Source organism: Lachnospira rogosae (ex Hitch et al. 2025) (assembly GCF_040096455.1).
Lineage (GTDB): Bacteria > Bacillota > Clostridia > Lachnospirales > Lachnospiraceae > Lachnospira > Lachnospira rogosae.
Genome location: NZ_JBBMER010000005.1, coordinates 64,130 through 90,505 on the forward strand (window position 1 = coordinate 64,130; position 26,376 = coordinate 90,505).

Annotated in this window: 26 protein-coding genes; 8 read left to right on the top strand and 18 right to left on the bottom strand. The window is 35.0% G+C overall.

Annotation, left to right across the window (positions count from 1 at the left end):
• Positions 1–235 precede the first annotated feature (235 nt).
• Complete coding sequence (locus tag WMO14_RS08030) at positions 236–1,717, top strand: methyl-accepting chemotaxis protein (RefSeq protein ID WP_055175666.1); 1,482 nt, start codon at positions 236–238, stop codon at positions 1,715–1,717.
• Between the two features lie 143 nt (positions 1,718–1,860).
• Here WMO14_RS08030 and WMO14_RS08035 read toward each other — a convergent pair whose 3' ends face one another.
• The 5 genes from WMO14_RS08035 to WMO14_RS08055 form a co-directional block, all read right to left on the bottom strand.
• Positions 1,861–2,862, bottom strand: coding sequence for an asparaginase (locus WMO14_RS08035; protein ID WP_349153618.1), 1,002 nt, complete (start codon positions 2,860–2,862; stop codon positions 1,861–1,863).
• A gap of 11 nt (positions 2,863–2,873) precedes the next feature.
• On the bottom strand, positions 2,874–3,110 hold the full coding sequence (locus WMO14_RS08040; RefSeq protein ID WP_055175670.1) for a hypothetical protein: 237 nt from the start codon (positions 3,108–3,110) through the stop codon (positions 2,874–2,876).
• Between the two features lie 27 nt (positions 3,111–3,137).
• Entirely contained in the window at positions 3,138–3,722 is a 585-nt protein-coding gene (locus WMO14_RS08045; protein WP_349153619.1) for a GNAT family N-acetyltransferase, read from the bottom strand.
• Between the two features lie 45 nt (positions 3,723–3,767).
• Positions 3,768–4,196, bottom strand: coding sequence for an SseB family protein (locus WMO14_RS08050; protein ID WP_055175674.1), 429 nt, complete (start codon positions 4,194–4,196; stop codon positions 3,768–3,770).
• Positions 4,197–4,303: 107 nt separating this feature from the next.
• On the bottom strand, positions 4,304–5,074 hold the full coding sequence (locus WMO14_RS08055) for an NAD-dependent protein deacylase (RefSeq protein ID WP_349153620.1): 771 nt from the start codon (positions 5,072–5,074) through the stop codon (positions 4,304–4,306).
• A gap of 383 nt (positions 5,075–5,457) precedes the next feature.
• On the opposite strand from WMO14_RS08055, the gene WMO14_RS08060 reads away from it, so the two are divergent.
• From WMO14_RS08060 to WMO14_RS08075, 4 genes are all read left to right on the top strand, one after another.
• Positions 5,458–5,865 (top strand): MerR family transcriptional regulator, encoded by a 408-nt coding sequence (locus tag WMO14_RS08060; RefSeq protein WP_022502985.1) that lies wholly within the window; start codon positions 5,458–5,460, stop codon positions 5,863–5,865.
• Positions 5,866–6,102: 237 nt separating this feature from the next.
• Entirely contained in the window at positions 6,103–6,441 is a 339-nt protein-coding gene (locus WMO14_RS08065; RefSeq protein WP_022502986.1) for a PadR family transcriptional regulator, read from the top strand.
• Between the two features lie 3 nt (positions 6,442–6,444).
• Positions 6,445–7,416, top strand: coding sequence for a permease prefix domain 1-containing protein (locus WMO14_RS08070; RefSeq protein ID WP_022502987.1), 972 nt, complete (start codon positions 6,445–6,447; stop codon positions 7,414–7,416).
• A gap of 27 nt (positions 7,417–7,443) precedes the next feature.
• Positions 7,444–8,190: a DUF4097 family beta strand repeat-containing protein gene (locus WMO14_RS08075; protein ID WP_349153621.1), complete on the top strand. Its 747-nt coding sequence runs from the start codon at positions 7,444–7,446 to the stop codon at positions 8,188–8,190.
• A gap of 152 nt (positions 8,191–8,342) precedes the next feature.
• Here WMO14_RS08075 and WMO14_RS08080 read toward each other — a convergent pair whose 3' ends face one another.
• The 6 genes from WMO14_RS08080 to WMO14_RS08105 all read right to left on the bottom strand — a co-directional run bounded on the left by WMO14_RS08080 (position 8,343) and on the right by WMO14_RS08105 (position 12,997).
• Positions 8,343–9,320: a hypothetical protein gene (locus WMO14_RS08080; RefSeq protein WP_349153622.1), complete on the bottom strand. Its 978-nt coding sequence runs from the start codon at positions 9,318–9,320 to the stop codon at positions 8,343–8,345.
• A gap of 65 nt (positions 9,321–9,385) precedes the next feature.
• On the bottom strand, positions 9,386–10,240 hold the full coding sequence (locus WMO14_RS08085; RefSeq protein WP_022502990.1) for a DUF6033 family protein: 855 nt from the start codon (positions 10,238–10,240) through the stop codon (positions 9,386–9,388).
• Between the two features lie 257 nt (positions 10,241–10,497).
• The gene (locus WMO14_RS08090; RefSeq protein WP_055175692.1) at positions 10,498–11,058 is read right to left on the bottom strand and encodes a flavin reductase family protein; all 561 of its coding nucleotides are present in this window, start codon (positions 11,056–11,058) and stop codon (positions 10,498–10,500) included.
• Positions 11,059–11,131: 73 nt separating this feature from the next.
• Positions 11,132–11,992, bottom strand: coding sequence for a DUF3737 family protein (locus tag WMO14_RS08095; RefSeq protein ID WP_055175695.1), 861 nt, complete (start codon positions 11,990–11,992; stop codon positions 11,132–11,134).
• A 161-nt stretch (positions 11,993–12,153) separates the two neighbouring features.
• Entirely contained in the window at positions 12,154–12,789 is a 636-nt protein-coding gene (locus WMO14_RS08100; protein ID WP_090139585.1) for a hypothetical protein, read from the bottom strand.
• On the bottom strand, positions 12,779–12,997 hold the full coding sequence (locus WMO14_RS08105; RefSeq protein ID WP_090139586.1) for a hypothetical protein: 219 nt from the start codon (positions 12,995–12,997) through the stop codon (positions 12,779–12,781). Before WMO14_RS08105 ends, WMO14_RS08100 begins: the two co-directional genes overlap by 11 nt.
• Before the next feature lie 163 nt (positions 12,998–13,160).
• Between WMO14_RS08105 and WMO14_RS08110 the strand changes: the two genes are divergently transcribed.
• The gene (locus WMO14_RS08110; protein WP_349153623.1) at positions 13,161–14,651 is read left to right on the top strand and encodes an AAA family ATPase; all 1,491 of its coding nucleotides are present in this window, start codon (positions 13,161–13,163) and stop codon (positions 14,649–14,651) included.
• 158 nt (positions 14,652–14,809) lie between these two features.
• On the opposite strand, the gene WMO14_RS08115 is transcribed toward WMO14_RS08110, so the two are convergent.
• The 3 genes from WMO14_RS08115 to WMO14_RS08125 all read right to left on the bottom strand — a co-directional run bounded on the left by WMO14_RS08115 (position 14,810) and on the right by WMO14_RS08125 (position 19,452).
• Entirely contained in the window at positions 14,810–15,787 is a 978-nt protein-coding gene (locus tag WMO14_RS08115; protein WP_349153624.1) for a sugar ABC transporter substrate-binding protein, read from the bottom strand.
• A 33-nt stretch (positions 15,788–15,820) separates the two neighbouring features.
• The gene (locus tag WMO14_RS08120; RefSeq protein WP_349153625.1) at positions 15,821–17,803 is read right to left on the bottom strand and encodes a methyl-accepting chemotaxis protein; all 1,983 of its coding nucleotides are present in this window, start codon (positions 17,801–17,803) and stop codon (positions 15,821–15,823) included.
• Positions 17,804–17,883: 80 nt separating this feature from the next.
• Positions 17,884–19,452, bottom strand: a complete 1,569-nt coding sequence (locus WMO14_RS08125) for an O-antigen ligase family protein (protein ID WP_349153626.1) — start codon at positions 19,450–19,452, stop codon at positions 17,884–17,886.
• A 257-nt stretch (positions 19,453–19,709) separates the two neighbouring features.
• On the opposite strand from WMO14_RS08125, the gene WMO14_RS08130 reads away from it, so the two are divergent.
• Positions 19,710–21,119 (top strand): uracil-xanthine permease family protein, encoded by a 1,410-nt coding sequence (locus WMO14_RS08130; RefSeq protein ID WP_022502997.1) that lies wholly within the window; start codon positions 19,710–19,712, stop codon positions 21,117–21,119.
• 157 nt (positions 21,120–21,276) lie between these two features.
• Here WMO14_RS08130 and upp read toward each other — a convergent pair whose 3' ends face one another.
• Positions 21,277–21,921: a uracil phosphoribosyltransferase gene (gene upp, locus WMO14_RS08135; RefSeq protein ID WP_022502998.1), complete on the bottom strand. Its 645-nt coding sequence runs from the start codon at positions 21,919–21,921 to the stop codon at positions 21,277–21,279.
• A gap of 186 nt (positions 21,922–22,107) precedes the next feature.
• Between upp and WMO14_RS08140 the strand changes: the two genes are divergently transcribed.
• A complete protein-coding gene (locus WMO14_RS08140; protein WP_022502999.1) occupies positions 22,108–23,688 on the top strand; it encodes an LCP family protein in 1,581 nt (526 codons plus the stop codon).
• Between the two features lie 165 nt (positions 23,689–23,853).
• Here WMO14_RS08140 and WMO14_RS08145 read toward each other — a convergent pair whose 3' ends face one another.
• The 3 genes from WMO14_RS08145 to WMO14_RS08155 all read right to left on the bottom strand — a co-directional run bounded on the left by WMO14_RS08145 (position 23,854) and on the right by WMO14_RS08155 (position 26,370).
• On the bottom strand, positions 23,854–24,210 hold the full coding sequence (locus WMO14_RS08145; protein ID WP_022503000.1) for a PilZ domain-containing protein: 357 nt from the start codon (positions 24,208–24,210) through the stop codon (positions 23,854–23,856).
• Between the two features lie 131 nt (positions 24,211–24,341).
• Positions 24,342–25,409: a GGDEF domain-containing protein gene (locus WMO14_RS08150; RefSeq protein ID WP_349153627.1), complete on the bottom strand. Its 1,068-nt coding sequence runs from the start codon at positions 25,407–25,409 to the stop codon at positions 24,342–24,344.
• Positions 25,410–25,656: 247 nt separating this feature from the next.
• Entirely contained in the window at positions 25,657–26,370 is a 714-nt protein-coding gene (locus WMO14_RS08155; protein WP_055175724.1) for a hypothetical protein, read from the bottom strand.
• Positions 26,371–26,376 lie beyond the last annotated feature (6 nt).

The following is a 26,376-nucleotide window of genomic DNA, read 5'->3' on the forward strand; positions in this document are numbered from 1 at the left end:
GAAATATCGCTGTTTCATATTATTTTACAGAAATAATGCCTATAAATATTCAAAACGAAACAATCAATATAATATTATAAAGACAGCATTAATCTGACAAAAAATGTAATTATTATATAAAAGCTATCTGTGTCGGAAGAACCATAAATGTATCATTGAAATATCAAATTATATATATTATAATGGGGGTTAGTATTCTAGGCACTTAAATAACAATATACATCAGGAGGTACTTATGCCTATCAAAATCAAAAGAGAAGTTCCCGAAATGGAACGAAACAATCGTGTAGCTATGCTAGCACACTTAATAGAAGTGCTTGTTATCAGCCTTCTTGTTTTTATGCAGACAGCAGTTGGTATAACATCATTCGCCTACGCAATTATTATCTTTGCTATCGGAATGGCACCTGTGATTGCTGAATTTATTTTCTGGAACAAGAACCACGAAACTAATGCAATCAAGCACTTAGTAGCTATAGGATATGCTGTTTTCTATACCTGCAACATATTTACAACAACAAGTATTACTATGTATGCCTTTGCACTTCCTATGGTATTTATTGTTTCATTATATAACGAATTCCGTCTTATGTTTCTTGTCAATTTTGGCGTAGTTATTGAAAATATTATCACTATTATTATCGGTGCAAGAACTGGCAGAATGGGCTATCTTGGAACTGATGCCGCCGTTATACAGCTCATAATTGTATTAATAACTGGTATATATGCCTGTATGCTTGCTCTTGCAACTAAAGCTAATGCAGACCAGAAGATTAATAACATTTCTAAATCAAAAGAGCAGAGTGATGAGCTTCTTAGTCAGATATCAGAAATGTCTGCTACAATGCAGAATGGTATTTCTGAAGTATATGCTGATTTAGAAAAGTTACAGGAATCTTCAAAGATCACACAATCAACTATGTCTGACGTATCCAACGGTGCAACTGATACAGCCAATGCCGTACAGAACCAGCTTACACAGACAGATGCAATTCAGAAAAAAGTTGAACTTGTAGATATGTCCGCTAATGAAATCTCTGCAAGTATGGCAGAAACCCTTGATATCCTTACACAGAGCAGTAAAGATATTGAGCATCTTGTTACTACAGTTGATATATCTGTTAAGAACGGAGAAATGGTTGCTGATAAGCTTACTTACCTTAACAACCATATTTCACAGATGCATTCTATTATTGTTATGATTGAGGAGATTGCTTCCCAGACAGAACTCTTAGCATTAAATGCAAGTATTGAAGCCGCAAGAGCTGGTGAAGCTGGAAAAGGTTTCTCCGTTGTTGCTTCTGAGATTTCCAAAATGGCAACACAGACAGGTGATGCAACTGAGAATATAACAAAGCTTATACATAATATGTCATCAGCTATTGAAGATGTTGTATCAGTTATCTACACTATGATAGACGGAATTAATACTGAAAAGTCTTCTACTGAGAATACAGCCAAAAGCTTTGATAATATTCAGACTAATACATATACTGTCCGTGATAATGTTTCAAGACTTTCATCAAGTATTGATGAACTCAAACAGGCTAACAGCGTAATTGTTGACTCTATACAGACAATATCAGCTGTATCTGAACAGCTCTCTGCACACGCTGCTGAAACCACTAATACAGAAGATGCCAATATGAAGATTCTTGAATCAATCAATACAAGAATGCATAGTCTTATAGACACTATTAAGCACAATAATCAATAATCAACATATTACAAAATACCCTGTTATGTAAGAATAAACTTGTTGGAGTTAATCCTTACATAACAGGGTATTTTATATTATATAATATTCTTTAATTATTCCGTCTGCATTCATTGATTGAAGCTGTCATAAGCTCCCTGCTGTTAATAACTTCTGTCACAGAATACCGGTGTTTCAATATATTTCTTAATATCTGTAACTGCATTTTTACCAAAATGTGCCAATGCCCACATAAGCTTCATAACAACCGCTTCTGTCGTCATATCAGCGGCTATAATAACATTTTCTTTAGCCAGCTTCTTTCCCACCTCATATATATCAAGATCAACACCCTCATAATTGCACTGTGTTGTCACAACAACTGCAACACCAGCCTCTATAAGCTTGTGAATTTCCTCTACAATATTGTTATCTATATTCGGAATTCCACCAATCCCAAAGCTTTCAATAACAACACCTTTATAGTGTCCCTTAATAAATTCAAATATCTTATTATCTATTCCCGGAAACAGCTTAATAAGCATCACATCTGAACATAACTCCGGCTCTATTCCGCTGTTATCAGACTTATTATAGTCACCCTGCACAGCCTCATTATGTGTTATCCTGCTATGCTTAATATGTGCAACAACTGGATAATTAACACTCTCAAATGCATCATAACTGCGTGTCTTAACCTTTCTTGCATGTGCACCATTAATTATGCACCCATCAAATGCCACATATACACCAGCCCTTCCCTCACACGCATATATTATCGCATCTGATAAATTCTTCTTCGCATCTGTATATTCTGCTTCCATTGGCAGTTGTGATCCAGTTATAACAACAGGCTTATTAAAGTTCTTCAGCATATATACAAGTGCCGCAGCAGTATAACCCATTGTATCCGTTCCGTGTGCCACGACAAATCCATCATAATTATCCCTGTATTCTTTTATTGCCTTTGCAATATTCATCATAAGTTCAGGATTCATATTGGTACTGTCGATATTCATTATTGAAATTCCTGAAAGCTTACATTTTTCTTTAATATGCGGTATATATGAAAGCAGTTCGTTGACATTAGCTGATGGTGTAAGCCCTTCATCAGAGGACGAACAGGCTATTGTTCCGCCAGTAGCTATTAATAATATATTCTTCACGCCAGTTCTCCTTATCTCCTGCCGCCCATTCCGCAGCTTATGCCTGAATTATCATCAGGAATTTCAGAAATGTATCTTGCTGTAAATGCTGCATTGACCTCTGAAATCTCCTTAACTCCGTCAATATAATCACGGAAGAATTCCATAAGATCTATTCCACTGCTCTCACAGCCCTCACTTTCCTCCCACTGCTTAACAAGCTCTATTCTCTCTGATTTAGTTGTATCCTTAATTAATGTACTTTTCATACTACTCCTCTTTCCTGCACATATATTTTATTTATCAGTATGTTCCCCGATGAGCTTTTCCATCCAGACCATATTGTACCATCTTTTAAATTTATATCCGCAGTCATAGAATTCTCCTACAAGCCTGTATCCTTGATGACTATGGAACTCTATGCTGTTTCTGTTAAGGTATTCATCTTCTTTCTTAGGGCAGGCTATACAGGCGTACATATTAAGAAAGCCATCTTTCCTTAACTCATCTTCTAATGTCTTATGAAGTATTCCACCAATGCCCATATGCTTCATATTATTATCAACATATATAGATGTTTCTACACATCTGCTGTATGCTTCTCTTTCGTGGAACATTCCAGCATACGCATAACCAACGATTGTGCCATTATTCAACGCTACAATATATGGATACTTTTCAAGTGTATGTCTGATTCTTTCAATAAATCCTTCCAATGTTGGTACATCATATTCAAATGTTATTGCTGTATTCTCTACATATGGTGCATATATCTCAAGAAGTCTTTTTGCATCTTCAGGCACAGCATAGCGTGTTGTTATCCCATTTGACAATTCACCTTTTGACCGTATATCATCTATCGCTTTATTTAATTCCTGCATATTATCTTACGCCTCTTTTTCATACTTATAAACTTATATAACATTTTATTGTTCTTTTCCTATTATAATCTTTATAAGTTCTTTATCAATCATAAGCGTCTTATTCCAAGGGTTAATTATAATGCCGCTAATCTCATCAACCTGCAAAGCTGAATTCAACAGCTTATCTATATCTGTTAAAAACGTCGATTTAATGTTATCTGCACCTTTTAATTCTTCATCAAAGCTTGTGTAAGCTATCCACCACATCTGTCCGTCTTCTGTCTTTATAACCTTCAAATTAAGCTTACCATCTGGCAATGGCGGCTCTACTGCTATTATCAGCTGACCTTTATCATTCATTCTGTGCCTTACTATAGACAATGCTCTTACAAGATTTTCCTCTGTCGGTTCTTTCTGTATGTTAACAATTGCTTCTTCTATTTTGTCATTACCAATTAATGAAACATCTATCTGCTCTTTATTCCCTGACATGTGCTTTCTCCATTCTGTTTACATTCGTTATTAAAATGCTATATCAACATAACATTTGATTGTGAGCAAGTCAACTTTAATTAAGCAGCCCCGTAAAGTGTGTTTATTTATATATTCTTATCAAGTGCCCTGAACACATCACCCATCGCACAATTAAACTCTATGTCTTTATTCATATCCAGCTTGAAATCCAACGGCTCTTTATTCATTACGACAAGATGCTTTCCAGCAAATTCCCATACAAGTCCTGCCGCTGGATATACCTTTAATGATGTTCCTGCCACTATTAACATATCAGCCTTTCTTATAGCCTCCACCGCACTCTCATATGCACCTGCTGGAAGCTGTTCACCATACAAAGTCACATCTGGTCGTATCATATGGTTACACTCAACACATCTTGGAATTGCTTCCCTGCTCTCAAATATATAATCTGCCGGATACTTTTTACCGCATTTTTCACAATAATTTCTTGTAGTTGCACCGTGAAGTTCAATCACATTAGTGCTTCCAGCCATCTGATGAAGTCCATCAATATTCTGTGTAATAATCTTATCCAGCTTTCCAAGCTTCTCTAATCTGGCAAGCATATAATGCGTTATATTAGGCTTTACATTTCTTGCATCCATTTTCTGTCTGTAAAATTCAAAAAATACCTTAGGCTTATGATGAAGACACTCTTCACTGAGCAGATATTCTGGCTCATACATATCAAATTCAATATCGTGCTGGTTATATAAACCGTCCTTACTACGAAAATCTGGTATTCCAGACTCTGTCGATACCCCAGCACCTCCAAAGAATACTATGCTGTTACTCTCACTAATAAAATCTGTAAGCTTGTTTATTTTATTATAAAATTCGCTATCACAACCCATAATAAACCTCTTTTCCAAACACCTTACTGTATCACAACTCTGTCCTGCACTAACGGATTTTGTCTGCACTTATCTGTTATTATAATCATTCATTCCGCAGTGTACGTATAAGAACGCTTAGCTAATCTAGCTTATAGGACAGTCTTTTATATGACAGTATACCACATTTCCTGTGCTTATCCACTTGATTTTTTTAATTCATTCACAATACACTTGACTTTAAGCTGACTCTAAGTGTTAATATAACAATATAATAATCAGCTAAATAATCGGACAGGAATTAAGTAATAGCGTGAAAATAATTTTCATACCAGGGATTTGTGTCTGTGCGCACCTGACACAAACCCGATATGCGCAAAAATGTGTGCAGAAATGAGGATATTATGACAATCAAAGAAGTAAGCCAGAAATATAATATTTCACAAGATACACTACGATACTACGAACGTGTTGGTCTTATACCAACTGTTGCCCGCACTTCCGGCGGCATAAGAAATTACACAGAAAATGACCTTGGCTGGGTTGAAAATGCCATCTGTATGCGTAATGCTGGAGTTCCTATTGAAGCACTTATTGAATATGTGAAACTCTATCAGGAAGGCGATGAAACATTTGAAGCAAGAAGACAGCTTTTACAGGAACAGCTTGATGCCCTTAAAGAACAGCATGCACAGATTGAAGCAACTATGAAACGTCTGAAATATAAAATTTCAAGATATGAAAATGCCGTAAAAACTGGTGTATTAAGCTGGGATGACTGTCCTGAAGATATAAATATCAAACATAGCTGATATAAGCTTATACAGCATATAATTTAATCAATATTCGGCATATTACACGACAAAAGAGGGTTTCTGACTACAGAACCCTCTTTTTATTTACGGCAGTTAAAGCATTATATTCCAACCAATATAACATTTCATACCAAATGTATTGACAGTATATAATATATTATGATATATAATACTACGACAGACATACTACGACTAACGTAGTATGTCAGTCGTAGTATTTTTTGGGGAGGTTTTATGGCTGGTATAAGTAGTGACATCATCAGAGGTTACAACGACACTATGATACTCTATCTTCTATTAGACAAACCATCATATGGATATGAAATATCTAAGCAGATTAAAGCTCTATCCAATGAAAAGTATATTATGAAAGAAACAACTCTCTACTCTGCATTTACACGAATGGAAAAGAATGGATATATAACTTCATTCCCTGGTGTAGGTGACAATGGTGGAAAGAAAAGAACTTACTACAGCATAACTGATGCCGGAAGAGAGTATTACAAAGCCCGCTGTGAAGAATGGGCACTTACCAAAGAAGTCGTTGAACAATTTATTAAGAAGGAGAATTAACTTATGGAAACAATCAAAAGTTATCTTGAAACTATGTTCGCCAATATGCCGAACACTCCTGAAGTTCTTCGTGCCAAGCAGGAACTATGGGGAATGATGGAAGACAAATACAATGAGCTGATATCAGAAGGTTTAAGTGAGAATGAAGCTGTTGGAACTGTTATATCTGAATTCGGCAATCTTGATGAACTTTCCGAAACACTCGGACTTAACAGACAACAGTACAATACACCTTCTGATAACAGAAGATGTCTTTCGATAGAAGAAATCAAGAAATACATAAGAGCTTACAATGTGAAAAGTATTCTCATTGCAATCGGCGTATTTTTATGTATTATAAGCCCTATATTTCCAATTATTGGAGATATGATTGGAATTACCTTTATTGAAAACATTATGGTAGCTGTTATGTTGGCAGTAATTGCGATTGCAGTCGGATTTTTCGTATTATCAGGTATTATGCTTAAGCAATTTGATGATATCAAATACAAACAATGCCGCGTTGACTACCAGTCTGCCTCATATATTCAGAATGAATGTGACCATATGCGTACAATTCATTCGCTGTGTCTAAGCATTGGTGTTGCATTATGTGTCATGAGCGTTATACCTCCAATAATAATTGATGCACTTAACTTTGAAATTCTTGACGACCTTGGTGGTGCCGGAGTATTATGTTTTGTCGGCATTGGTGTGTTCTTAATTGTATATCAGGCAAATGCTTCAAAAGCCTATAAAGTGCTTCTATCACTTAACAACCCTGACACAATAGCTGGCAATTATGCCAAACCAGCTAATAAGTCTGTTGAATATATTAATCCTACAGCCACCGCTATTATGTCCGTATACTGGTCAACAGTAAGCTGTATTTACCTTTCTATCAGCTTTTTAACATTCTACTGGCACATAACCTGGGTTATATGGCCTATTGCCGGGGTAATCTATGCTTTATTAAAAAATGTTTTAAGAAAATAATATGAGGGTCTAAGATAGGAGAACACTATGAATAAAAGAATTTATCTTATTATCATATATATAATAACCGCTTTATGTATAATAGCTGGTATATTAGGAAATATATTTAATGCCGCACCATTCAACCGATTAACCGCTTCCTCTTCTGGAAACAATTGCGATTTCTACGAAGAATTAAAAGCATTTTCTAATATTACAATCGATGGCACTGTAGCTCATATCAATATTGTAAAAGACGATACTTACAGCTTCAAATATGAGGGCGGAGAGCGTTTTAAAGCTACTGCTGTTGTTAACGGCAGTACTCTTAATGTGACACAATCTACAGAACATTTCCTTGGTAATATTAAAAATGCAGATTGTACAATAACAATAGGAATACCCGAAAATGCGTCTATAAGCGACCTGCATTTATCTTCTAATGTAGGAAATGTTAAAATCGACTCTATAGATATTGGTTATTTAACAGCTTCATTAAATATGGGTAACTTTAAAGCTACTAAAAGCAATATAGAAAAGATTAACGCAGAGATTAATATGGGTAACTGCAAATTTGATAACTGCACATATAAGTCAGCAATTATTAATGTAGATATGGGTAATTTAACCATCCGTATGCCTGAGAATAAAGATTGTGGTTACGACCTTAGTGTAGATATGGGTAACATCACATTATATAATAATAAATGCTCCAACACATACACTAATAATCTTAGTTCCTCTACTCTGCTAAAAGCCACTGTAAATATGGGAAATATATCAATTAATAATTAGTAATAAAAGCTGCCGTATGAAACATTTTATACAATATATAGAAGCTATTGAACTCTATATACTGTAAAAATATGTCTTCTACGACAGCTTTTTATTAACTTCAATAATTATTGCCTAACAAATTGCCAGACGAATTTACTACAAAATGTCAATTAGAAATTAAGGTCAATCTCAATTCCTTTAATATCTTCATTAACCATATTATTATTCTTCATAAGCTGCTCAACCTGCTGCTGTGCTTCTGATAAATGGTCTACAGCCTGACTATTAATTGAATTATCAAGCTCAAGCTTGTCTGCCTGTTGTTCATTTTCAAGAAGCTCTTTCTCTTCCTGACGTTTCTTCTTGGCTTCATCAATCTGCTCTTGCTTCTTTTCCTTCTCTTCTTCTGCTTTCTTAGCTTCTTCCTGCTGTTCCTTCATATTATCATCTATATTCTGCTTACCTTCATTAACAAGCATACCAAATATATCTTTATCAGCAGCTTCAATAATACTGTCTGCCGCATCTCCTGCTTTTAACATATCCTGAGATTTAAGCTGCTCTAACTTGGCATTATTGATAGACATAGTCTTATTCATTGCTTTAAGATCATTCTGGTCTATCTGAGACCTTATGGCATCTTTAGAACTGTTAATCATAAGGGCTTTCTTCTGATATTCTGTTAATGGCTCATTCTGCAATTCTTTTAATCTGTCAATTTCTTCTTTGCTAAACTTGTCATTAGATACACCATTTCTGTTATCCTGATATTTCTTTAATAATTCAAGATCCTTCTGCTCCTGTGACTCTGAATGTACGCCATATAATTCCTGCAAATCCTTCTGACTTTTATCTATATCTTTCAGCTTTGACTTTAAATCAGCATTAATATTAGCAATATCTGCTTTCTCTGACTCCATATCCTTAATACCCTGTGCTGCTTTATTATCCTTATCCCATGCATCTGAAATAAGCTTCATGGCCTGCTTTCTGGCAACCTTTCTTTTCTGGCTGATATTAAATTCCCTATCCGTCATATCGTTAAGATTACCTACTGATATAGACTTAATATTCTTCTTAGCACCAGTCTTACTGTTCTTAATGCTAATATCTGAATTATTGACATTAATATTAATACTCAAAGCCATACATAACCCCTTTCTCTAATGAAAGAAATATATTTATCTTTCCATTGTACTTTTGCAATAATATTTTACACAGAATAATCGAACTGCTGACCTACCTTCTTTTCATCATCAGTCTTTACATCATCGTTCATATACTTCTGTGTATATTCCTGTATCTTCTGTAACAATTCTTCCATAGAAGAAGCTGTTATAGTTACTGTATCCTCATCTTCCTCTATTCCACTGTTATCATCTATCCTGCTGTCTTTCTTGTTCTCAAGACGTTCCTGTTCTTCCTTCTTCTTAGCTTTCTTTGCTTCTGCCTTTTTAGCTTCTTTTTTCTGTTCAGCTTTCTTGGCTATCCTTTCTTTCTGTGCTGCCCCTGACTTCTTAAGTACAGCAAAAAATGAAGCTGTTCCACCATCATTTACCTGCATACCGTAACCCTTAACATTAGCTCCAGTTGCGGCAATGCTCTGTCCTAGCTGTGAAAGACCACTTGCGGCATTGGCAATTATTCCTTCATACTGCTTGCGGTAATTCTCATCTTCAGCCATTCGCTCAATTTTATCCTCATCAATAAGAACAACCATATTATTAGCATTGGCATAGTTTGAAGCCTGTGCCTTTGCATATTCTTTCTGGTCCTCACTTACCAGAATAAAATTCATATTAGAATATTTCTTCTTGAGCTGGTCATAATACTTAGATGCCTTCTCACTTAATCTTGGATTGCCAATTGTCTGTCCATTTACAGCAACTTTTCCGTCTGCCTTTGTGTTATTAACTGTCGAAGTATCCTTAATAGATGCTGTGTCGCTTGTCTTCGCAGTATTGCTACCTGCATCACTCTTAGTTTTTACCTTTGAAGTGCCTGTACTGCTGTAAACATAATTCTCTGCTATTGAAGGATAACTTCCATTGTAAATTGTATTACTCATATCCACTCCTCCTTGAATGAAAAATCAATCTGTCAAAATCCGTTCTGACATTATTTACATACAATATATCGGCAAAATACTACAAAGTATAACAATACTTATAAATATTTATATTATAAAATATTCCATCTTAATTTAAGCTTAATATAATCGCAATTCCTTATAAAAAACGCACCTATCCAGACATTACTGTCTGAATAAATGCGGATTTCACATACTAATATTCTGTTAATTGATTACTTAACACTTATTTTGAATTATTTGATAGCTTTTCCATCAGAAAATGCGTTACCAACCTTTTCACCAAGTACATAATATTCATTATTAAATGGGTCAAATGTAATTGGTGCAACCTTAGCAACATCTACTTTACCATCTGTAAGTGTAGCTTCATCAACGCTTACATTAACTATCTGTCCTACAAGTCTGCATATATTCTCATCATAGCTTTTGACCTTACATTCAACACATACTGCAAGTTCATTGATAACTGGTGCATTGACATTCTCACTCTTAGTTGTTGTAAAACCGGCCTTTGAAAGCTTGTCAGGAACTGTATTAGCTGACACAATACCTACATAATCGCACTCTGCGACATGCTTGGCATCTGCCATACTTACTGTAAAAGCACCTGTCTTTAATAAATTCTTAACTGTCTTATGTCCTGCACTAAGGCAAAGAGATAACTCATCACCTTCGCTTATTCCACCCCATGCTGCGTTCATAGCATCTGCATTACCATTCTCATCATATGTTGCAATAATAAATACAGGCTGTGGATAAGTTAATGGCTTTGCTCCAAAATTCTTTCTTGACATAATATATATTCTCCTTTCGGTTCAATAAATTTATAATATATCTGATAACTGCAAAATAATATTTTACAGATAATCATCTTTGTGTTCTTTTTGAAATAACCGGGCATTCAATATCTGTATCCTCAGGATGAATCTTATCTTTTTCCATAATAAGTTCGCCAATTTCATCTGCCCTTATAATTCCTCTTGATGGGTTCATAACACTATCAATTTTTCCATTAACCTGCACATCTACATTAGAATATTCAAACGCAAGTGTAGTATTAATCAATGTACAATTCTTCATAACAAGATTATCTATATAACACATACCTTGAAGGCTTTCTATTGTACAGTTAATAAGTGTAAGATTTTTAGAATTCCAGCCAAGGTACTCTCCTGATATAAATGAGTCATATACTGTGACATTATTCGTGTTCCAGAACGCATCTTTTGACAGAAGCTTGGCATTATGGATTTCTACATTTTCAGCACCATCAAATGGATAATTACCAGCAAGCTGGAAATCCAATATCTTCATATTATGGCTGTTCATTGCAAAATAATCACCTTTGGCACTGACCTTCTGCATTGTAACATCATCGCAGTTCCACAGTGTCTCAGCCGCATTAGGCATAACCACATTCGACAATGTAATATTCTTACATCTTCTAAAATTCTTAGGAGCTTCAATTAAGGTATCTTTAATCAGCAGATTATCTGTATACCATACTCCAGCTCTTGCCATCTCTGCCCACGAACAGTTATTAGCAACTACATCTTTGCAGTACCATAATGGGTATTTCCATTGGAAGCTGCTGTTATTAAGTTCAATATTGTCCGATTCTTTCAATGGTGATTCGCCCTCGCCAAATATTGTATTATTAATTTTAATATCTTCACTATTAAACAATGAGCGTTCCCCAGTGAAATAACCATTATTTATCTCTTTCATAATTTACTCCAATTCCTATCTTTTTAACTTAAGTTGAATATATATTATATTTTAACACATATATTTACCAACCAGTCTGATATGTTTATTAAATTATAATAAAATTATAAGAATATACCTGTGTAAATCCATTGAACAACTTGGAATCCCATCCTGACTTACTATTCCTCATCATCAGCTATCAGCTCCATTCCAAGCCCATTAACCCAGTTCTTAATTTCTTCATCACCAGCATTATCAGAAAGCTTACCACCAGTAAGCCATACCGTATTATCCATAAGCTCGTCCGCACTTGATACACCATTAATAATATCCTGTGCCACATCATATATTACAACGATTGTCTTACCATCAAGATTAGCTTTGCCGGCAAATTCCTTTATATCATCCGATACTCTGTAATCATCAGATGTCGGATTAACAAATAAAGTATTGTACTGGCTGATATTAATATTGCTAACATCATCTGGCATATCAATAAGGTCAGCATCAACAATTTCAGCAAGCTCGCTCATAACTGTACTTTCCTTGTCCATATTAATCACAGCAATCTTTTTATCTGAACCTTCACCTGCATACTGAAATGTACAATTACTATCTGTGCAATAAGTCTTATATGCCACCTGACTTCCGCCAGCTTTCTGACTGTCATACACAACATTCTGTCCATTATATAATGCTGTCTTTGTACCAGCCAGCAAATGCTGTGGTCCATTATTAAAAAGACTGAATGCCGCAATTACACTCATACAGGTTGTTATAATAAGTAACATTTTTCCACCCGGTTTATTTGCCATTTCTTACTCTCCTTTTAACCCCAATAAATATTAATAACAATTCTGCTTTAACAGAACCTCTGCACCACTCCCAGCTTTCATACAGCTTAAGAATATGTATAGTAATATTATAGCGTTCTCCTGCCTCATTAATTGTCATATTCTTGCCATAACCTCTTAATTTAATTGTAATTATTACTATATCTGCTGCATTACATTTTGTATCCAATTGAATATTAATCCTTGAAGCTCACTCCAAGTCAATACAACATCTGTTACAATTCCATAATTTATTGTTCCTAATTATTTAAAATGTGTTATTATAAAACATATGTGACTATCAATTATAACTGTCCATATTATAAATATATAATTACACAGGAGATTACAATATGCCAGTATTTGATTTTAAGAATGCTTCAAAAGAATCATCTTTTGAATGTACCTATACAACATTTTCATCTGACAATAAGACAGCTTCACCAGAACACCCTATATTCGTTCTTGATAACAGTGAACATAACTGGGCTGCAGAAACTATCGGAATGTTTGCCAATCCATACAAAAAGACTGCATTTGAATTCCAGACAGATGACGGCAATATCTTAAGCAATATTATTAAGGTAGATGCAAGATTTACAAGCCTTATCAAATGGCTTGGTGAGAACCGCATTAAGGTTAAGCTTTCAGGTAAGAATGTAGAAGATGGTTATGCTGTATACAGAATAAGAGAGATTGCTTTTAACAACAGCCAGAAATTATCATCTGAAGACGGATTTTTACAGTATATGATAGAACGTCTTTTAGACAGTAGTATCGTGGCTCAGGATATTCCTGATGACGAATTAGACGAGTCAGGCGACAGTATGAAGCTTACAAGTATTACAAGCATTTCTGATTTCCTTAACTGTGCCGGAATAACTCTCCCTGATAACATAAGATTATGGGCTAGAAGAAATCTTGCAGTTGCTCGTTCAAGCGAGGTAACTCCTGAGGAGAAACGTCACGCACAGAGAGCTCTTTCAATAATGCTTAACATACAGTGGAAAAGCAACTATTTTGAATCAATCGATCCTGTTGAGGCAAGACGTATTCTTGATGAAGAACTCTTTGGTATGGAATCTGTTAAGCAGAGAATTATTGAAACTGTAATTCAGATTAACCGTACACATACACTTCCTTCATATGGAATTCTTCTTGTAGGTCCTGCTGGTACTGGTAAATCGCAGATTGCTTACCTTGTTGCAAAAATCCTTAAAATGCCTTGGACAACTCTTGATATGAGTTCTATCAATGATGCCGAACAGCTTACAGGAAGTTCAAGAATATACTCTAATGCCAAGCCTGGTATTATTATGGAAGCATTTAACAACGCTGGTGAATCTAATCTTGTATTCATAATCAACGAACTTGATAAAGCAACTTCAAGCAATGGCAATGCTAACCCTGCCGATGTATTACTTACACTGCTTGATAACCTTGGATTTACAGATAATTATATGGAATGTCTTATTCCTACATCTGGTGTATATCCAATTGCAACTGCTAACTACAAGGAACAGATTAGTGCTCCATTGCTTTCAAGATTTGCAGTTATTGATATTCTAGATTACTCCAGAGAAGAAAAGAAGACTATATTTAAGCAGTTCTCTCTTCCTAAGGTATTAAAGAAGATTGGTCTTCACGAGAATGAATGTACTATACTTGATGAAGGACTTGATGTTGTACTTGATATATTCAAAGACACAACAGGTATCCGTGACCTTGAACAGGCTGCTGAACACCTTGCCGCACACGCACTCTATTTAATAGAAGTTGACCACGTTAAAGAGGTTGTATACAACGCAGATATGGTTAAGGAATTATTCTCTACACACCACTAATAAACTGCTGTTATGAAATGCGTGACATAGATATTAACTATGCCACGCATTTTATTATATCAACTATAAATTATAACCAGTAAATCCACTAGTTTATCACTTGTATTTTTTTACTTTTATTTTTTATCACTTATAACTTTTATTATTTTTATTTTTTATCATTTATACTTTGATACATTAGTTGAATCTACCTTTTCAAATGGTACCCATACATATAAACCGTCATCTGATATTCCTTCAATGCCACTCGTACTGCTTCCTGTTCCGAGTGCTATAGCTGCTTCTATAAGCCTCTTTCCCTGTCCGTCAGCAGACTGGTATACTGTAAATGACATTGTTCCTGCTTCTATTGCCTTACAGCCATCGCTTGTCGCATCAATACCAAGAATTAATATATTACTCTTTCCTGCTTTACGACACGCATCTACTATACCAAGTGCCATAGTATCATTGTTACATATAACAACATCACATTTCTGGTTAGTCTTTAAGAATATATTAAACATTTCCTCTGCTTTTGACTGCTCCCAGTCAGCGTGGTCTTCAAATACATAATTAATCTTCTTTCCAGAAGCGTTAAGTATCTCTTTAACAGCTTTAGTTCTTCCCTTAGTTGCTGAATGGCTTGATGGTCCTTTAATTATAGCAACATTAATCTCTGATGATGATTTTAACTTATCAAGCACATATTCTGCCTGAAACTGTCCTGCTGTGTACTCATCTGAGCCAACATACATATACTTGCCAGCTTTAAGTCTTGATTCATCTGGTGATACATTAAAGAATACAATAGGAATATCTCCTGCGAGAGCTTCAAGCTCTAATGAAGTATCATTATCTACCATATTACAAAGAATTACATCATAATTCTCTGAAACGGCTTTCTTAATATGCTCAACCTGCTTTTCAATTGAATTATTGGCATCTAATATATCAAGCTGTGCATTATTCTCCTGTGCTGTTTCCTTTGCTTTATTAACTAACTGTGTTCTGAAAGTATCAGCCTGTGCCAGTGTCATTAACATCTTTACACTGCCCTTACTTCCTGTTGAAGATGTATTAGTACCAGTGCCACAGCCGGCAACACCTAATACAAGCATTACCAGACATATTAATAAACATAACCTTTTCTTCATTCTATAACCTCTTTTCCGGACATTTTATCTTCTCTATATATGAAACTGCTGTACCTGATTAGAAAGCTGTTCTGCCGAAGCTGCTAATTCTTCTGCTGAGATTTCCACCTGTCCACTATTTTTAGAAATATTATTAGCCTGTCCTAACATTGACTCAGATGTTGCCATAATCTCATCTGAGCTTGCAGCCTGTTCCTCACATATAGCAGCAACATTAGTAGCAACCTCATCAACACGTCCAATCTTCTCAACAACATTTGCCATAAGTTCATTGGTTGCCTTAATATTATTGAATATTGTATTAAATGTATCTACTGCTGTATGAATTAATACTGCACTGTCACCAATCTCTCCAACACTGTCCCCCGCCTGACTTACAGCATCTTCAACAAGCTTGTTAATCTCTGTGATAAGCTGTGTAATGTGTCCTACAGACTCTGTACTGTTCTTTGCAAGTGAACCTATCTCAGAAGCAACAACTGCAAAGCCTCTTCCTGCTTCTCCTGCTCTTGCTGCTTCAATAGATGCATTAAGTGATAAGAGGTTAGTTTCATCAGCTATATCACCTATAAGCTTAATAATATCGACTATTTCCTTAGAAGCCAAGCCAACTTTATTAACAGCTTCCTCAAGACTTCTTATTGATAACTCAATATTGTTAAGTGCTTCGCTGACGTGTTCCATATCCATTCGTCCTTTTTCGGACACTTCAACTGTCTCACGCATTTTAATATCAACTGAGTCGCCATCGTTCTTAGTTTCTGCGGCAACACCTGCAAGCTGTGTAACATTTTCTGCTATCTCATTAACTGACACTGATAACTGGTCAACTGTGTCGTTAAGTTCACGCATCGACTTAGACTGTATATCTGCCGCAGTATTCATCTCGCCTGATACATTCTTGCTTGAGACTGCCTGCTCCTTTAATCGTACTGATACATCTCCAATCTGGGCTATCATCTGGCGCATAGCCTGAATAAACTTCTGTATGCTCTGTCCCATAACCGCAATCTCATCATTGCCCTTAACATTAACTGATACAGTAAAATCACCAGAAGCCATCTGTGTGATAGCTTTAGTCATATTCTTTACTGGCTTAACTACCACATTAGTCATTCTTTCAACAAGAACACAAAGAACCATTATACATATAATTCCTACAATTATCATAATAGTTCTTAAACGTATAAGCTCTGCAAGTACAATATTCTTAGGAATATATGATACTAATACCCAGTCAGTGCCATCGACCTCTTTAAATACCGTCATGTTACCGTCAATAGTTGTAAAATCATAATCATTAGAATTAAATTGGGCTGCTACCTTCTGATAATATTCACTCTGTCCGGAAGCACCAAGCTTCTGTGATATTAATGAAGATTCTCTGTCAGCAAGTATAACTCCTGTATTCTTATCAACAAGAAATGCCTCTGCATTATCCATATCAATGAAAGAATTGACAATTATAGTAATTCGGTCAAGTGTCATATCTGCTGATATTACCCTTATATTATCAGTTCCGTCATTAAGAATACCTGAAGCACTAATTACATTAACCCCCTCAGCGTTCTTATATGCCGAACCAACAGCCATATTAACCCTTGTAAGACCTTCCTTATACCATATGCTCTGTACAGGATTGCTCTCCTTCTTAGTTGACTTATCCGCCTTTATAAGATTACCATTAGAGTCAGATACATATAAACCATCTGGATAATTATCATTATAGTTATAATATCCATCAAGAATAGCCTTTAGCTGTGTATCATCTGGGTGAAGATTTTCTATTGTGGTCTTTGCCATCTGGAAAGAAGCAAGGTTCTCACTTAACCAGGCTTCTATCTTAGATGACTGGTTACTTACCGATGACTCCAGCAAATTCTGTGAATAATCTTCAATTATGCCCGCTGATGCCTGATAAGCAATAAGCACAAGTACTGCTACGATAGCAATAACGACTGGCATTATGCTTCCCAAAAGCCTGGCTTTGATTGATATTTTCCTTTGTTTCTTCATAGTTGAAAACCCCTTTCTTATGTATTCAATTGTATATAATTTTCACGCAAATACACTATATTTATTATATCACTTTACAATTATTTAACAATCTTTTTATTACAATTCACTATTGCCATTGCACATATAAACATTGGAAATGTTATCACTTCCAAAATGTTACCTGCACCCTGCACAGCATACACTAAAGCCGCCATTCCAAAGCCTGCAATTATATCTGGCACACCATGCTTTGCTGAATTGACCAATGTATGAATGAAAATAACTAATAAAATAATTACGCCGACACAACCCATCGTAACAAGCATTTGCAGCCATATGCTGTGTGCGTTATCAACTACATTTCCATATAAAATATCCCAGTGGCTGTCTGAATAATAGCTCAGATTCTTTCTAACCGTTCCCTCGCCCAATCCGAATATTTTATATATAAATGGATAATTCTTATAGCCATTGATAAGATTACTCCATATATAACCTCGTCCTGAACCCCAGCTATCTGTTATATAAAATGCTCCAATTTTATTAATATTATCACTAATCACACGGACTATGGCATATACTCCAAATCCACCTGCCATTACACAATATATTATCTGGACTATGCGGATTTTAATATTGTCAAGCAGCTTCTGCAATCTGTTATCACTAAGCACTATCAATACATATAACAGCAATAACACTACAATTATGATATTAAATATATTATTAGTTGATATAAGCCCTGACATTATATTACTAAGCTTCCTTACTTTATCCGGAATAATAAGCTTAATACACCCTGCAACACGTCCTGCAAGCAGAACTGCCGTAAGAGTCGCTATGTATTTTTTAATTAAAACCGCCGATTTAATTGAATATGGAAACAGAATAACCAGCGGAATTACAACAGCCACAAGTGCCATATCACTGTCGCATATTATAATTCCAATAATTCCAGATATTACTGCAATATAATAGAATATCTCCTTAGCTGCTGTTTCTGCCTTGTAATATGCAGCAATTGCAATAGACAATGTAAGTCCTGTATACATTCCATATACATTAATATTTCCAAGCGTTGACATATACACTGTCTGCTCTTTTATAGTAAGATTACTGAACAAATGCAATATATCAATATTCATATAATTAAACACAGCAACCAGATGTACCATAATCGAAGACGTCAGAATTAATATTACATCTATCTCTTTAAACTCATAACACTCCGAAACTGTCCAATAAAGCAATGCCACTGCAATAAAAAATATCATACCTATATATCTTGAACCTGCACCATATAAGGCTATATTCTTATACGGAGATACAAGATAAGATATTATCGAACTGGCTATCAATAATACCGAATATATAATATGCTTACTATTCTTTATATTGTAAATTATCTTTATATTGAAGTTTTTCTTTATATCTAAGGACTTCTTTGCCCCCGGATAATCACCAGACATAATTATTCTGAATACAACCTCATTAATAAGCATTGCAATCCAGCCAACAAGTGCAATAATAACAAAGAATACATATCTTGTCTTCGTAACATTATTAAGCTTATCTGTCATAACAAATGGGAATAACACCATCATAAGTATCACGGTAATCTTTCCTATATAATAACGCACATTTTCATATATATTCTGCTTATTCATCTTACTTCTTCCTTTATCCTGTCATCTTATTATATTTGATTATATTATTCATATCTTAATTATTTTATTTATATCTCGCACCACTATATTAAATACATATTAATATTATATTAAAATACTAAAAAATAAATATACTTAATATTAACATACATTCAGATATTAGTCATAAATATTATCCATAATTATTTTTAATATTTTCTTTTCAAGGATAAATTGTTATGGTATCATAGAAAAAATTTAATAAAAAGGAGACTCAAATGAACGAAAAGACTCAAAATCAGGAAGCTGTTCGTGATGCCCGCCAGCTCGGTATTCCTAAAATGCTTATACTTGGTATACAGCATATGTTCGCAATGTTTGGGGCAACTATACTTGTTCCAATACTTGTAGCAGGATACTTCCAGAGTGCGTGCAATGAACCTTTAACAAGAGGTCTTACAGTTTCTGTAACTTTATTCTGTGCTGGTATTGGTACACTTATATTCCATATATGTTCCAAATTTAAAGTACCCGCATTTTTAGGCTCATCATTTGCATTCTTAGGAGGTTTCTACACAGTTGCCAACTTAAATACAGGAATATATGCAGATATGAGTGCCAACGATAAAGCCGCTTATGCATGCGGTGGAATAGTTATCGCAGGTTTATTCTATCTTATTGTTGCCCTCATCTTTAAGATTGTTGGTGTCAACAGAGTTATGAGATTTCTTCCACCTGTTGTTACAGGTCCTATCATTATATGTATAGGTTTATCACTTGCTTCATCAGCTATTAACAATGCTTCTACTAACTGGCTTTTAGCCTTTGTTGCATTAGCTGTAATCGTTATATTTAATATATGGGGCAAAGGAATGTTTAAGATTATACCTATTCTTATGGGTGTAGTTATTTCCTATGTATTCGCATTAATACTTAATGCCTTTGGTGTTACTAACCCTGATGGTTCTGCAATACTTAACTTTGCTTCAGTATCATCTGCAAGCTGGGTTGGAATACCTAAGTTCCAGATATGTAAATTCGATATAACTGCTATACTTGTTATGGCTCCTATCGCAATTGCTACTATGATGGAACACGTTGGTGATATGTCAGCTATATCTGCAACTGTTGATGAGAACTTCATCGCAGAGCCAGGTCTTCACCGCACACTTATGGGTGATGGTCTTGCCACAGCATTTGCAGGTTTTCTTGGCGGTCCTGCTAACACAACTTATGGAGAAAATACTGGTGTACTTGAACTTTCAAAGGTTTATGACCCAGCAGTTATAAGAATTGCTGCTGTATTAGCTGTTATACTTTCATTCATCCCTAAGTTCTCAGCTATTATATCAACAATGCCAACTGCTATCATCGGCGGTGTATCATTTATGCTATATGGTATGATATCTGCTATCGGTGTAAGAAATGTTGTTGAAAACAGAGTTGACCTTACTAAGTCACGTAATCTTATAATCGCAGGTGTTATATTCGTATGTGGACTTGGATTTTCTGATGGTCTTACATTCACTATCGGAGAAACACATATCACACTTACAGCACTCGCTATCGCCGCTATTGCTGGTATTATCCTTAATGCAATTCTTCCTGGCAATGACTACAACTTTGGTGTTAATCCAGAAGGTGACCAGAGCCGTGGAGTATATGTAAGCAATACAGACAATAAATAAATATCTATATAATAATTGGCACAGGAAAGCAATGAACCATAAATATACATTTGCTTTTTCTGTGCCATTAATACTACAAGAATTAAAAACAGCCCGCCATAATGTATCTTAATCAGGTTAAGATACATTATGACAAGCTGTTTTATATTGAATATTATTATTTAGTACCAAATATTCTATCGCCAGCATCTCCAAGACCTGGGCAGATATAAGCCTGCTCATTAAGCTGTCTGTCCAGATGTCCTACATATATCTGTACATCCGGATGTGCCTTGTGAAGCTTCTCTAAACCTTCTGGAGCAGCTATGATACACATAAATTTAATCTTCTTACCACCATGCTTTTTAATCTGGTCGATTGCATCAACAGCAGAACCACCTGTTGCAAGCATTGGATCTGTAACTACAATAAGCCTTTCCTCAATTGGATCTGGAAGCTTGCAGTAATATTCGTGTGGCTCGTGTGTTTCCTCATCTCTGTACATACCAATATGACCAACCTTAGCTGTTGGAACAAGTGCAAGTATACCAGATACCATACCAAGACCAGCTCTTAATATTGGTACAATAGCAAGCTTTCTTCCTGCTATCATTGGTGTCATACAAGTTTCAATTGGTGTCTCAACTTCAATATCTTCAAGTTCAAGGTCACCCATAGCCTCAAACCCTTCAAGCATTGCTATCTCTTCTACAAGCTTTCTGAATTCATTAGTTCCTGTCTTCTTATCGCGAAGTAATGAAATCTTGTGCTGAATAAGAGGGTGTTCAAACACTGTAATATTCTCTTCGTTTCTTAAATCCATATCATTCTCCTTGCCTGTGCGCCGTACGCATTTTGTTTCATTATTTTATATAATACCATATATGCAGTATCAGGGTCAAAAGGTATTTTCCACCTGCCATATTTTTCTTTATTTTTACAGCATATTGTGCTAAACTGTCTTATGTTTGTATTTAAACTATATTATAAATCTATGAGGAAAAAAGTTATGGCTAAAAATACATTTTCTGTAAAGAATGATATGCAGTACCTTTTCAAACCTAAGGTATCACTCTCAAAAATCGAACGTAAAAAGAAACGCCGTGCATGGGCTTTCGCTATTGGCTCTGTGCTGGTTCTTATACAGCTTGTCCTGACAGTGTTATTTTTACTAAAAATGTTTAAACTTGATATTCTTCCGTTTAAATATTTATTTATGATTAATATCATACTTATATTATTAGTACTGTATGATTTTACATCACAATTCACGAAATCACACATACTAGGAAAGCTTATATCGGTTATGCTGTCCTGCCTTATATTATTCACATATCTGTTTGCCGCCAAATTTGACTCCGTACTTGACAAACTTGGTGCTGCCAATGTTGAGATAGACATTGTTGATGTGTGCGTGCTTTCAAATGACAAGGCACAGAACTTAAATGATGCAGCTAATTACAAATTTGCCATTAATTCAACTGCAAGCAATGCCAATATCAATACCTCCATTGAAAGCATTAGTTCAGAAACCGGCAAGACAATCAAGCCAACTGAATATACTAACTGGTCTAATCTTGTTAATGCACTTTATGATAATAAAAATGTTCAGGCTATCGTTATCAATCACTCTATGATGAGTATTATATCTCAGGAATTTCCTGATTTTGAGGATAGCATAAAGATAATTAAGACTTACGAATACAAAGAAAAGGTTGAACTTGATGCCTCTAATGTAAATGTAAAACGTGATCCTTTCATTATATATGTTTCAGGTATATCAAGTGATGATGGCGAAGATACCAAGCTTGCAAGCAAGGCATTAAGTGATGTTAATATTCTTGCAGTTATCAATCCAGAAACCAAGCAGGTATTACTTGTTACTACACCTCGTGATTCCTATATTAAAATCAGTAATTCATCAGGTGTAACCGGTTATGACAAGCTTGCACATGCAGGTTCTTATGGTGTCGATAAATCTATCGAAGCCCTTGAAAATCTGTACGGAATTAATATTGACTATTATGTAAAGATTAATTTTGCTGGTTCACAGGCAGTTATTGATGCCCTCGGTGGTATTACAATTGAATCAGAGATAGAATTTACCAATGGATGGGAAGCTGCTCCTGTTTCTTACCATTTTGTTCAGGGTGCTAATGAATGTGATGGAGAAAAGGCTATTGCTTTCGCAAGAGAACGTAAAGCCTTTGCAGCTGGTGATTTCCAGCGTGGACGTAATCAGACAGCCGTTATTAAAGGTATTATTCAAAAGGCCACATCACCTGCAATACTTACACGCTACTCAGCAGTTATGGATACAGTTAGTGATATGTTCTTAACAAATATACCTTCAAGTGCAATATCTGACCTTGTAAAGTTACAGTTAAGCAACAGCACACCTTGGAATATACAGACATACAGTATATCTGGTAAGACTGATGAATATCGTCATCTTGAGGTATCTAATGTATATGGTGCTTCTATCGTACTTCCATACGAAGAAGATATAAGCACAGCAACCAAGCTTATGAATAAGGTTATCGCTGGTGAAACCTTCGATGTTGACACATACCTTAATTCAGATAACTAATAAGCTTTATTAAATAATATTTAAAATAAACACATATAAATCCCCATTGAAAGCAAACATTTCAATGGGGATTTATATGTTAAATATTAATTTGTCATAGATAATTATATGTCACTACTATAAATATAAAATTATGTCCAGTTATATGTAGTTACATAATAATATCTATATCGCACTACCTGTATCTACTATCTGGTAGGCTTCAATCTTGAACTGGTCTTCTGCACCTATTCCAACAAATCTACAGCCATACATATACTCGTCATTCTCACAAGAATCTCTGTGTAGAATTTCAACTACAACGTAAAGCTTTTCGCCATTAGCAAGAGTTATAACCGTGTCATAAAAAGAATTAACTTTAAAATCATAGCCAGACTTAAATGCTATCCCACCTTTAGATATGTCTACAACGTGAACATCAGCTTTATTTTGAATACGATCTGCGGCATTTACCCCTAGCTGATTAAGTGATACCGTTACATCTATATCTGTTCTCCTTGCTTTTCTCATCTCAGCACCCATATTACATCCATCTCCCATTCAATATAATATAAAATTGTATAATACTTGTATATATTATCACATTATTCGACATATTTCTATTATTTATAATATTTTATTACATTTTTATTAATTTTGTATAAATTAATATTTTATTGTTGTGCTAATTTTACAAGGCGTTTATTCTCGTACATATGCTTATCCGCCCTGTCAAACAATGTTCTAAGCGTACATTCTGTATAATCATCAGAAAATGCCCAGCCATACGCATAACTTATCTTAATATTCTTTCCGTGGTCGTTAAAATCGTCAACCTCTTCCTTTAACTTTTCAAGCAAGCCAATAACATCTTCCTTAGGCATATCCCTGATAACTGCAACAAACTCATCTCCGCCATATCTTCCAACAAATTCCTTTGACGGTATGACATTTCTTAATATATTGGCAAAATTAACAATCAACTGGTCACCAACAGAATGTCCTAATGTGTCATTTGCAATCTTCAGATTATTAAGGTCAAACATTATACAAGCAACATTCCTGTCAAGAAATCTTAAATCGTGGAATACCTCTTCACATCTGCTCTTATTAGGAAGTCCTGTATGAGCATCCAGATATGCTTTCTGTTCAAGCACTTTATTCTTTCTTACAATTATAATTGCCTGTATCATCTGAATAATTATAAGTAAAAGCAGCCCTGCCATATCAATAACTGTAATTGTCTCTATAAAATGGATATTGTCGGCTATGCCCTCTGAATATCTTTCTGCCGCAGATACTGTCTGGTCTGCAAGCGAAAAATACATCTCACTCATATCAACAATATCTGAATTATCAACTCCGTTTTCCCTTACATTATTAATCTCATTCTTAAGCTTACCCCAGTAATCAATCTGTATATCAAGCTTCTTCTGGTAGTCTGTATCGCGTAAGCTTACAAGATTATACTCACCATCTTCATACTTCAAATCTGCAAGGACATCATCAAGATATTCTATTAGCTCATCATCGGAATTACCGATAACTTCAAGCTTAACTACCCTCTGTGTTGCACCTCTCACAAGTCCTGCATAATTAATTACTCTTGCAGTTCCCTGAAGATTTTTAATCTCTACCATCATATTAGCAACCAATACAATAAGTATAATAATCAATGCACTCTGTATCATCATATTTACTGTTCTTATCTTACTGTTTTTCTTAAGATCTTTATTAACCATTATACTACCTTCTTAATCTTTATTAGCTCTCAATTAAATATTATAAGTTCCAAACATAAACTGCATTATACAATATACCTTTATACAAGGCAATAGAAGTTTATGAGAAAAGTATGAATAATTAGGGACTAAAGTACTATATCTGTACCTTAGTCCCTGTAGTATTTACTATATATTTATATTTCAAATATAGAATAATATTACATTGCTATAATATAATCAATAATAACAGCATTAAACTGCATAACTATAAGCCCCAGTCTGCCCTGCTGTCTTCCTGCTTAGAAGACACCCCCTCTGCAAGTACCTTTAATTCAAAATGTGCATTTTCTGGAATATCACCTGCATATGTGACATTATTAATCAAACGTGAGGTCATATCCCCCGGTGCAACCGGCACACTATAATAATAATATCTCTCATTATCATCAGATGAAGAATTATCCATATAGAACCAGCTTCCGGTTAAATCTTCATTATCCTGAATATCTTTATTGACATCATCTTTACTCTTTAACTCATTGGCATAAGAATAACTGACCTTGCCCCTCATATCAACAGCGGCTATATTTCCTGCAATTCCCGCCTTAATATTTTCCTTGCTGTCATCGTATATAATCATAGGTACTAACCTTACTCTCACATAAGTATCAGTTGTAGGATACTCCTCTGAATTAATATTCTTTACAGCTATTTCTTTGGTTCTCGTAGTATTGTCGTCTTTGATTCTATCATAAACGTCATTAATATTATCCGTAAGCTGTTCACCCATATCTTCATATATTATTGTATTATCATCGGTGAATTGCTCAACTACACCTATATTAACCACCGCACCTGCGAACTGGTTAGCCACTGTCACTGTCCTTGCATTAAGCAGTGCATAAGCAGTCCCGGCAGCAGCACTCATAAGTAATACAGTTATTCCAGCCACCAGTGCAGTCTTTTTTAACTTTCCCATATACTT

What these genes read in the sequence shown, in the direction of transcription:
- WMO14_RS08120 (WP_349153625.1), bottom strand. Translation starts at nt 17,803, where the DNA reads ATGAAGAAACAAAGGAAAATATCAATCAAAGCCAGGCTTTTGGGAAGC.
- WMO14_RS08080 (WP_349153622.1), bottom strand. Translation starts at nt 9,320, where the DNA reads ATGGCTTTGAGTATTAATATTAATGTCAATAATTCAGATATTAGCATT.
- WMO14_RS08155 (WP_055175724.1), bottom strand. Translation starts at nt 26,370, where the DNA reads ATGGGAAAGTTAAAAAAGACTGCACTGGTGGCTGGAATAACTGTATTA.
- WMO14_RS08055 (WP_349153620.1), bottom strand. Translation starts at nt 5,074, where the DNA reads ATGGGTTGTGATAGCGAATTTTATAATAAAATAAACAAGCTTACAGAT.
- WMO14_RS08085 (WP_022502990.1), bottom strand. Translation starts at nt 10,240, where the DNA reads ATGAGTAATACAATTTACAATGGAAGTTATCCTTCAATAGCAGAGAAT.
- WMO14_RS08150 (WP_349153627.1), bottom strand. Translation starts at nt 25,409, where the DNA reads ATGGTTAATAAAGATCTTAAGAAAAACAGTAAGATAAGAACAGTAAAT.
- WMO14_RS08075 (WP_349153621.1), top strand. Translation starts at nt 7,444, where the DNA reads ATGAATAAAAGAATTTATCTTATTATCATATATATAATAACCGCTTTA.
- WMO14_RS08130 (WP_022502997.1), top strand. Translation starts at nt 19,710, where the DNA reads ATGAACGAAAAGACTCAAAATCAGGAAGCTGTTCGTGATGCCCGCCAG.
- WMO14_RS08045 (WP_349153619.1), bottom strand. Translation starts at nt 3,722, where the DNA reads ATGCAGGAATTAAATAAAGCGATAGATGATATACGGTCAAAAGGTGAA.
- WMO14_RS08060 (WP_022502985.1), top strand. Translation starts at nt 5,458, where the DNA reads ATGACAATCAAAGAAGTAAGCCAGAAATATAATATTTCACAAGATACA.
- WMO14_RS08050 (WP_055175674.1), bottom strand. Translation starts at nt 4,196, where the DNA reads ATGTCAGGGAATAAAGAGCAGATAGATGTTTCATTAATTGGTAATGAC.
- WMO14_RS08110 (WP_349153623.1), top strand. Translation starts at nt 13,161, where the DNA reads ATGCCAGTATTTGATTTTAAGAATGCTTCAAAAGAATCATCTTTTGAA.
- WMO14_RS08070 (WP_022502987.1), top strand. Translation starts at nt 6,445, where the DNA reads ATGGAAACAATCAAAAGTTATCTTGAAACTATGTTCGCCAATATGCCG.
- WMO14_RS08040 (WP_055175670.1), bottom strand. Translation starts at nt 3,110, where the DNA reads ATGAAAAGTACATTAATTAAGGATACAACTAAATCAGAGAGAATAGAG.
- WMO14_RS08115 (WP_349153624.1), bottom strand. Translation starts at nt 15,787, where the DNA reads ATGAAGAAAAGGTTATGTTTATTAATATGTCTGGTAATGCTTGTATTA.
- WMO14_RS08095 (WP_055175695.1), bottom strand. Translation starts at nt 11,992, where the DNA reads ATGAAAGAGATAAATAATGGTTATTTCACTGGGGAACGCTCATTGTTT.
- WMO14_RS08090 (WP_055175692.1), bottom strand. Translation starts at nt 11,058, where the DNA reads ATGTCAAGAAAGAATTTTGGAGCAAAGCCATTAACTTATCCACAGCCT.
- WMO14_RS08145 (WP_022503000.1), bottom strand. Translation starts at nt 24,210, where the DNA reads ATGGGTGCTGAGATGAGAAAAGCAAGGAGAACAGATATAGATGTAACG.
- WMO14_RS08065 (WP_022502986.1), top strand. Translation starts at nt 6,103, where the DNA reads ATGGCTGGTATAAGTAGTGACATCATCAGAGGTTACAACGACACTATG.
- WMO14_RS08140 (WP_022502999.1), top strand. Translation starts at nt 22,108, where the DNA reads ATGGCTAAAAATACATTTTCTGTAAAGAATGATATGCAGTACCTTTTC.
- WMO14_RS08030 (WP_055175666.1), top strand. Translation starts at nt 236, where the DNA reads ATGCCTATCAAAATCAAAAGAGAAGTTCCCGAAATGGAACGAAACAAT.
- WMO14_RS08100 (WP_090139585.1), bottom strand. Translation starts at nt 12,789, where the DNA reads ATGGCAAATAAACCGGGTGGAAAAATGTTACTTATTATAACAACCTGT.
- upp (WP_022502998.1), bottom strand. Translation starts at nt 21,921, where the DNA reads ATGGATTTAAGAAACGAAGAGAATATTACAGTGTTTGAACACCCTCTT.
- WMO14_RS08125 (WP_349153626.1), bottom strand. Translation starts at nt 19,452, where the DNA reads ATGAATAAGCAGAATATATATGAAAATGTGCGTTATTATATAGGAAAG.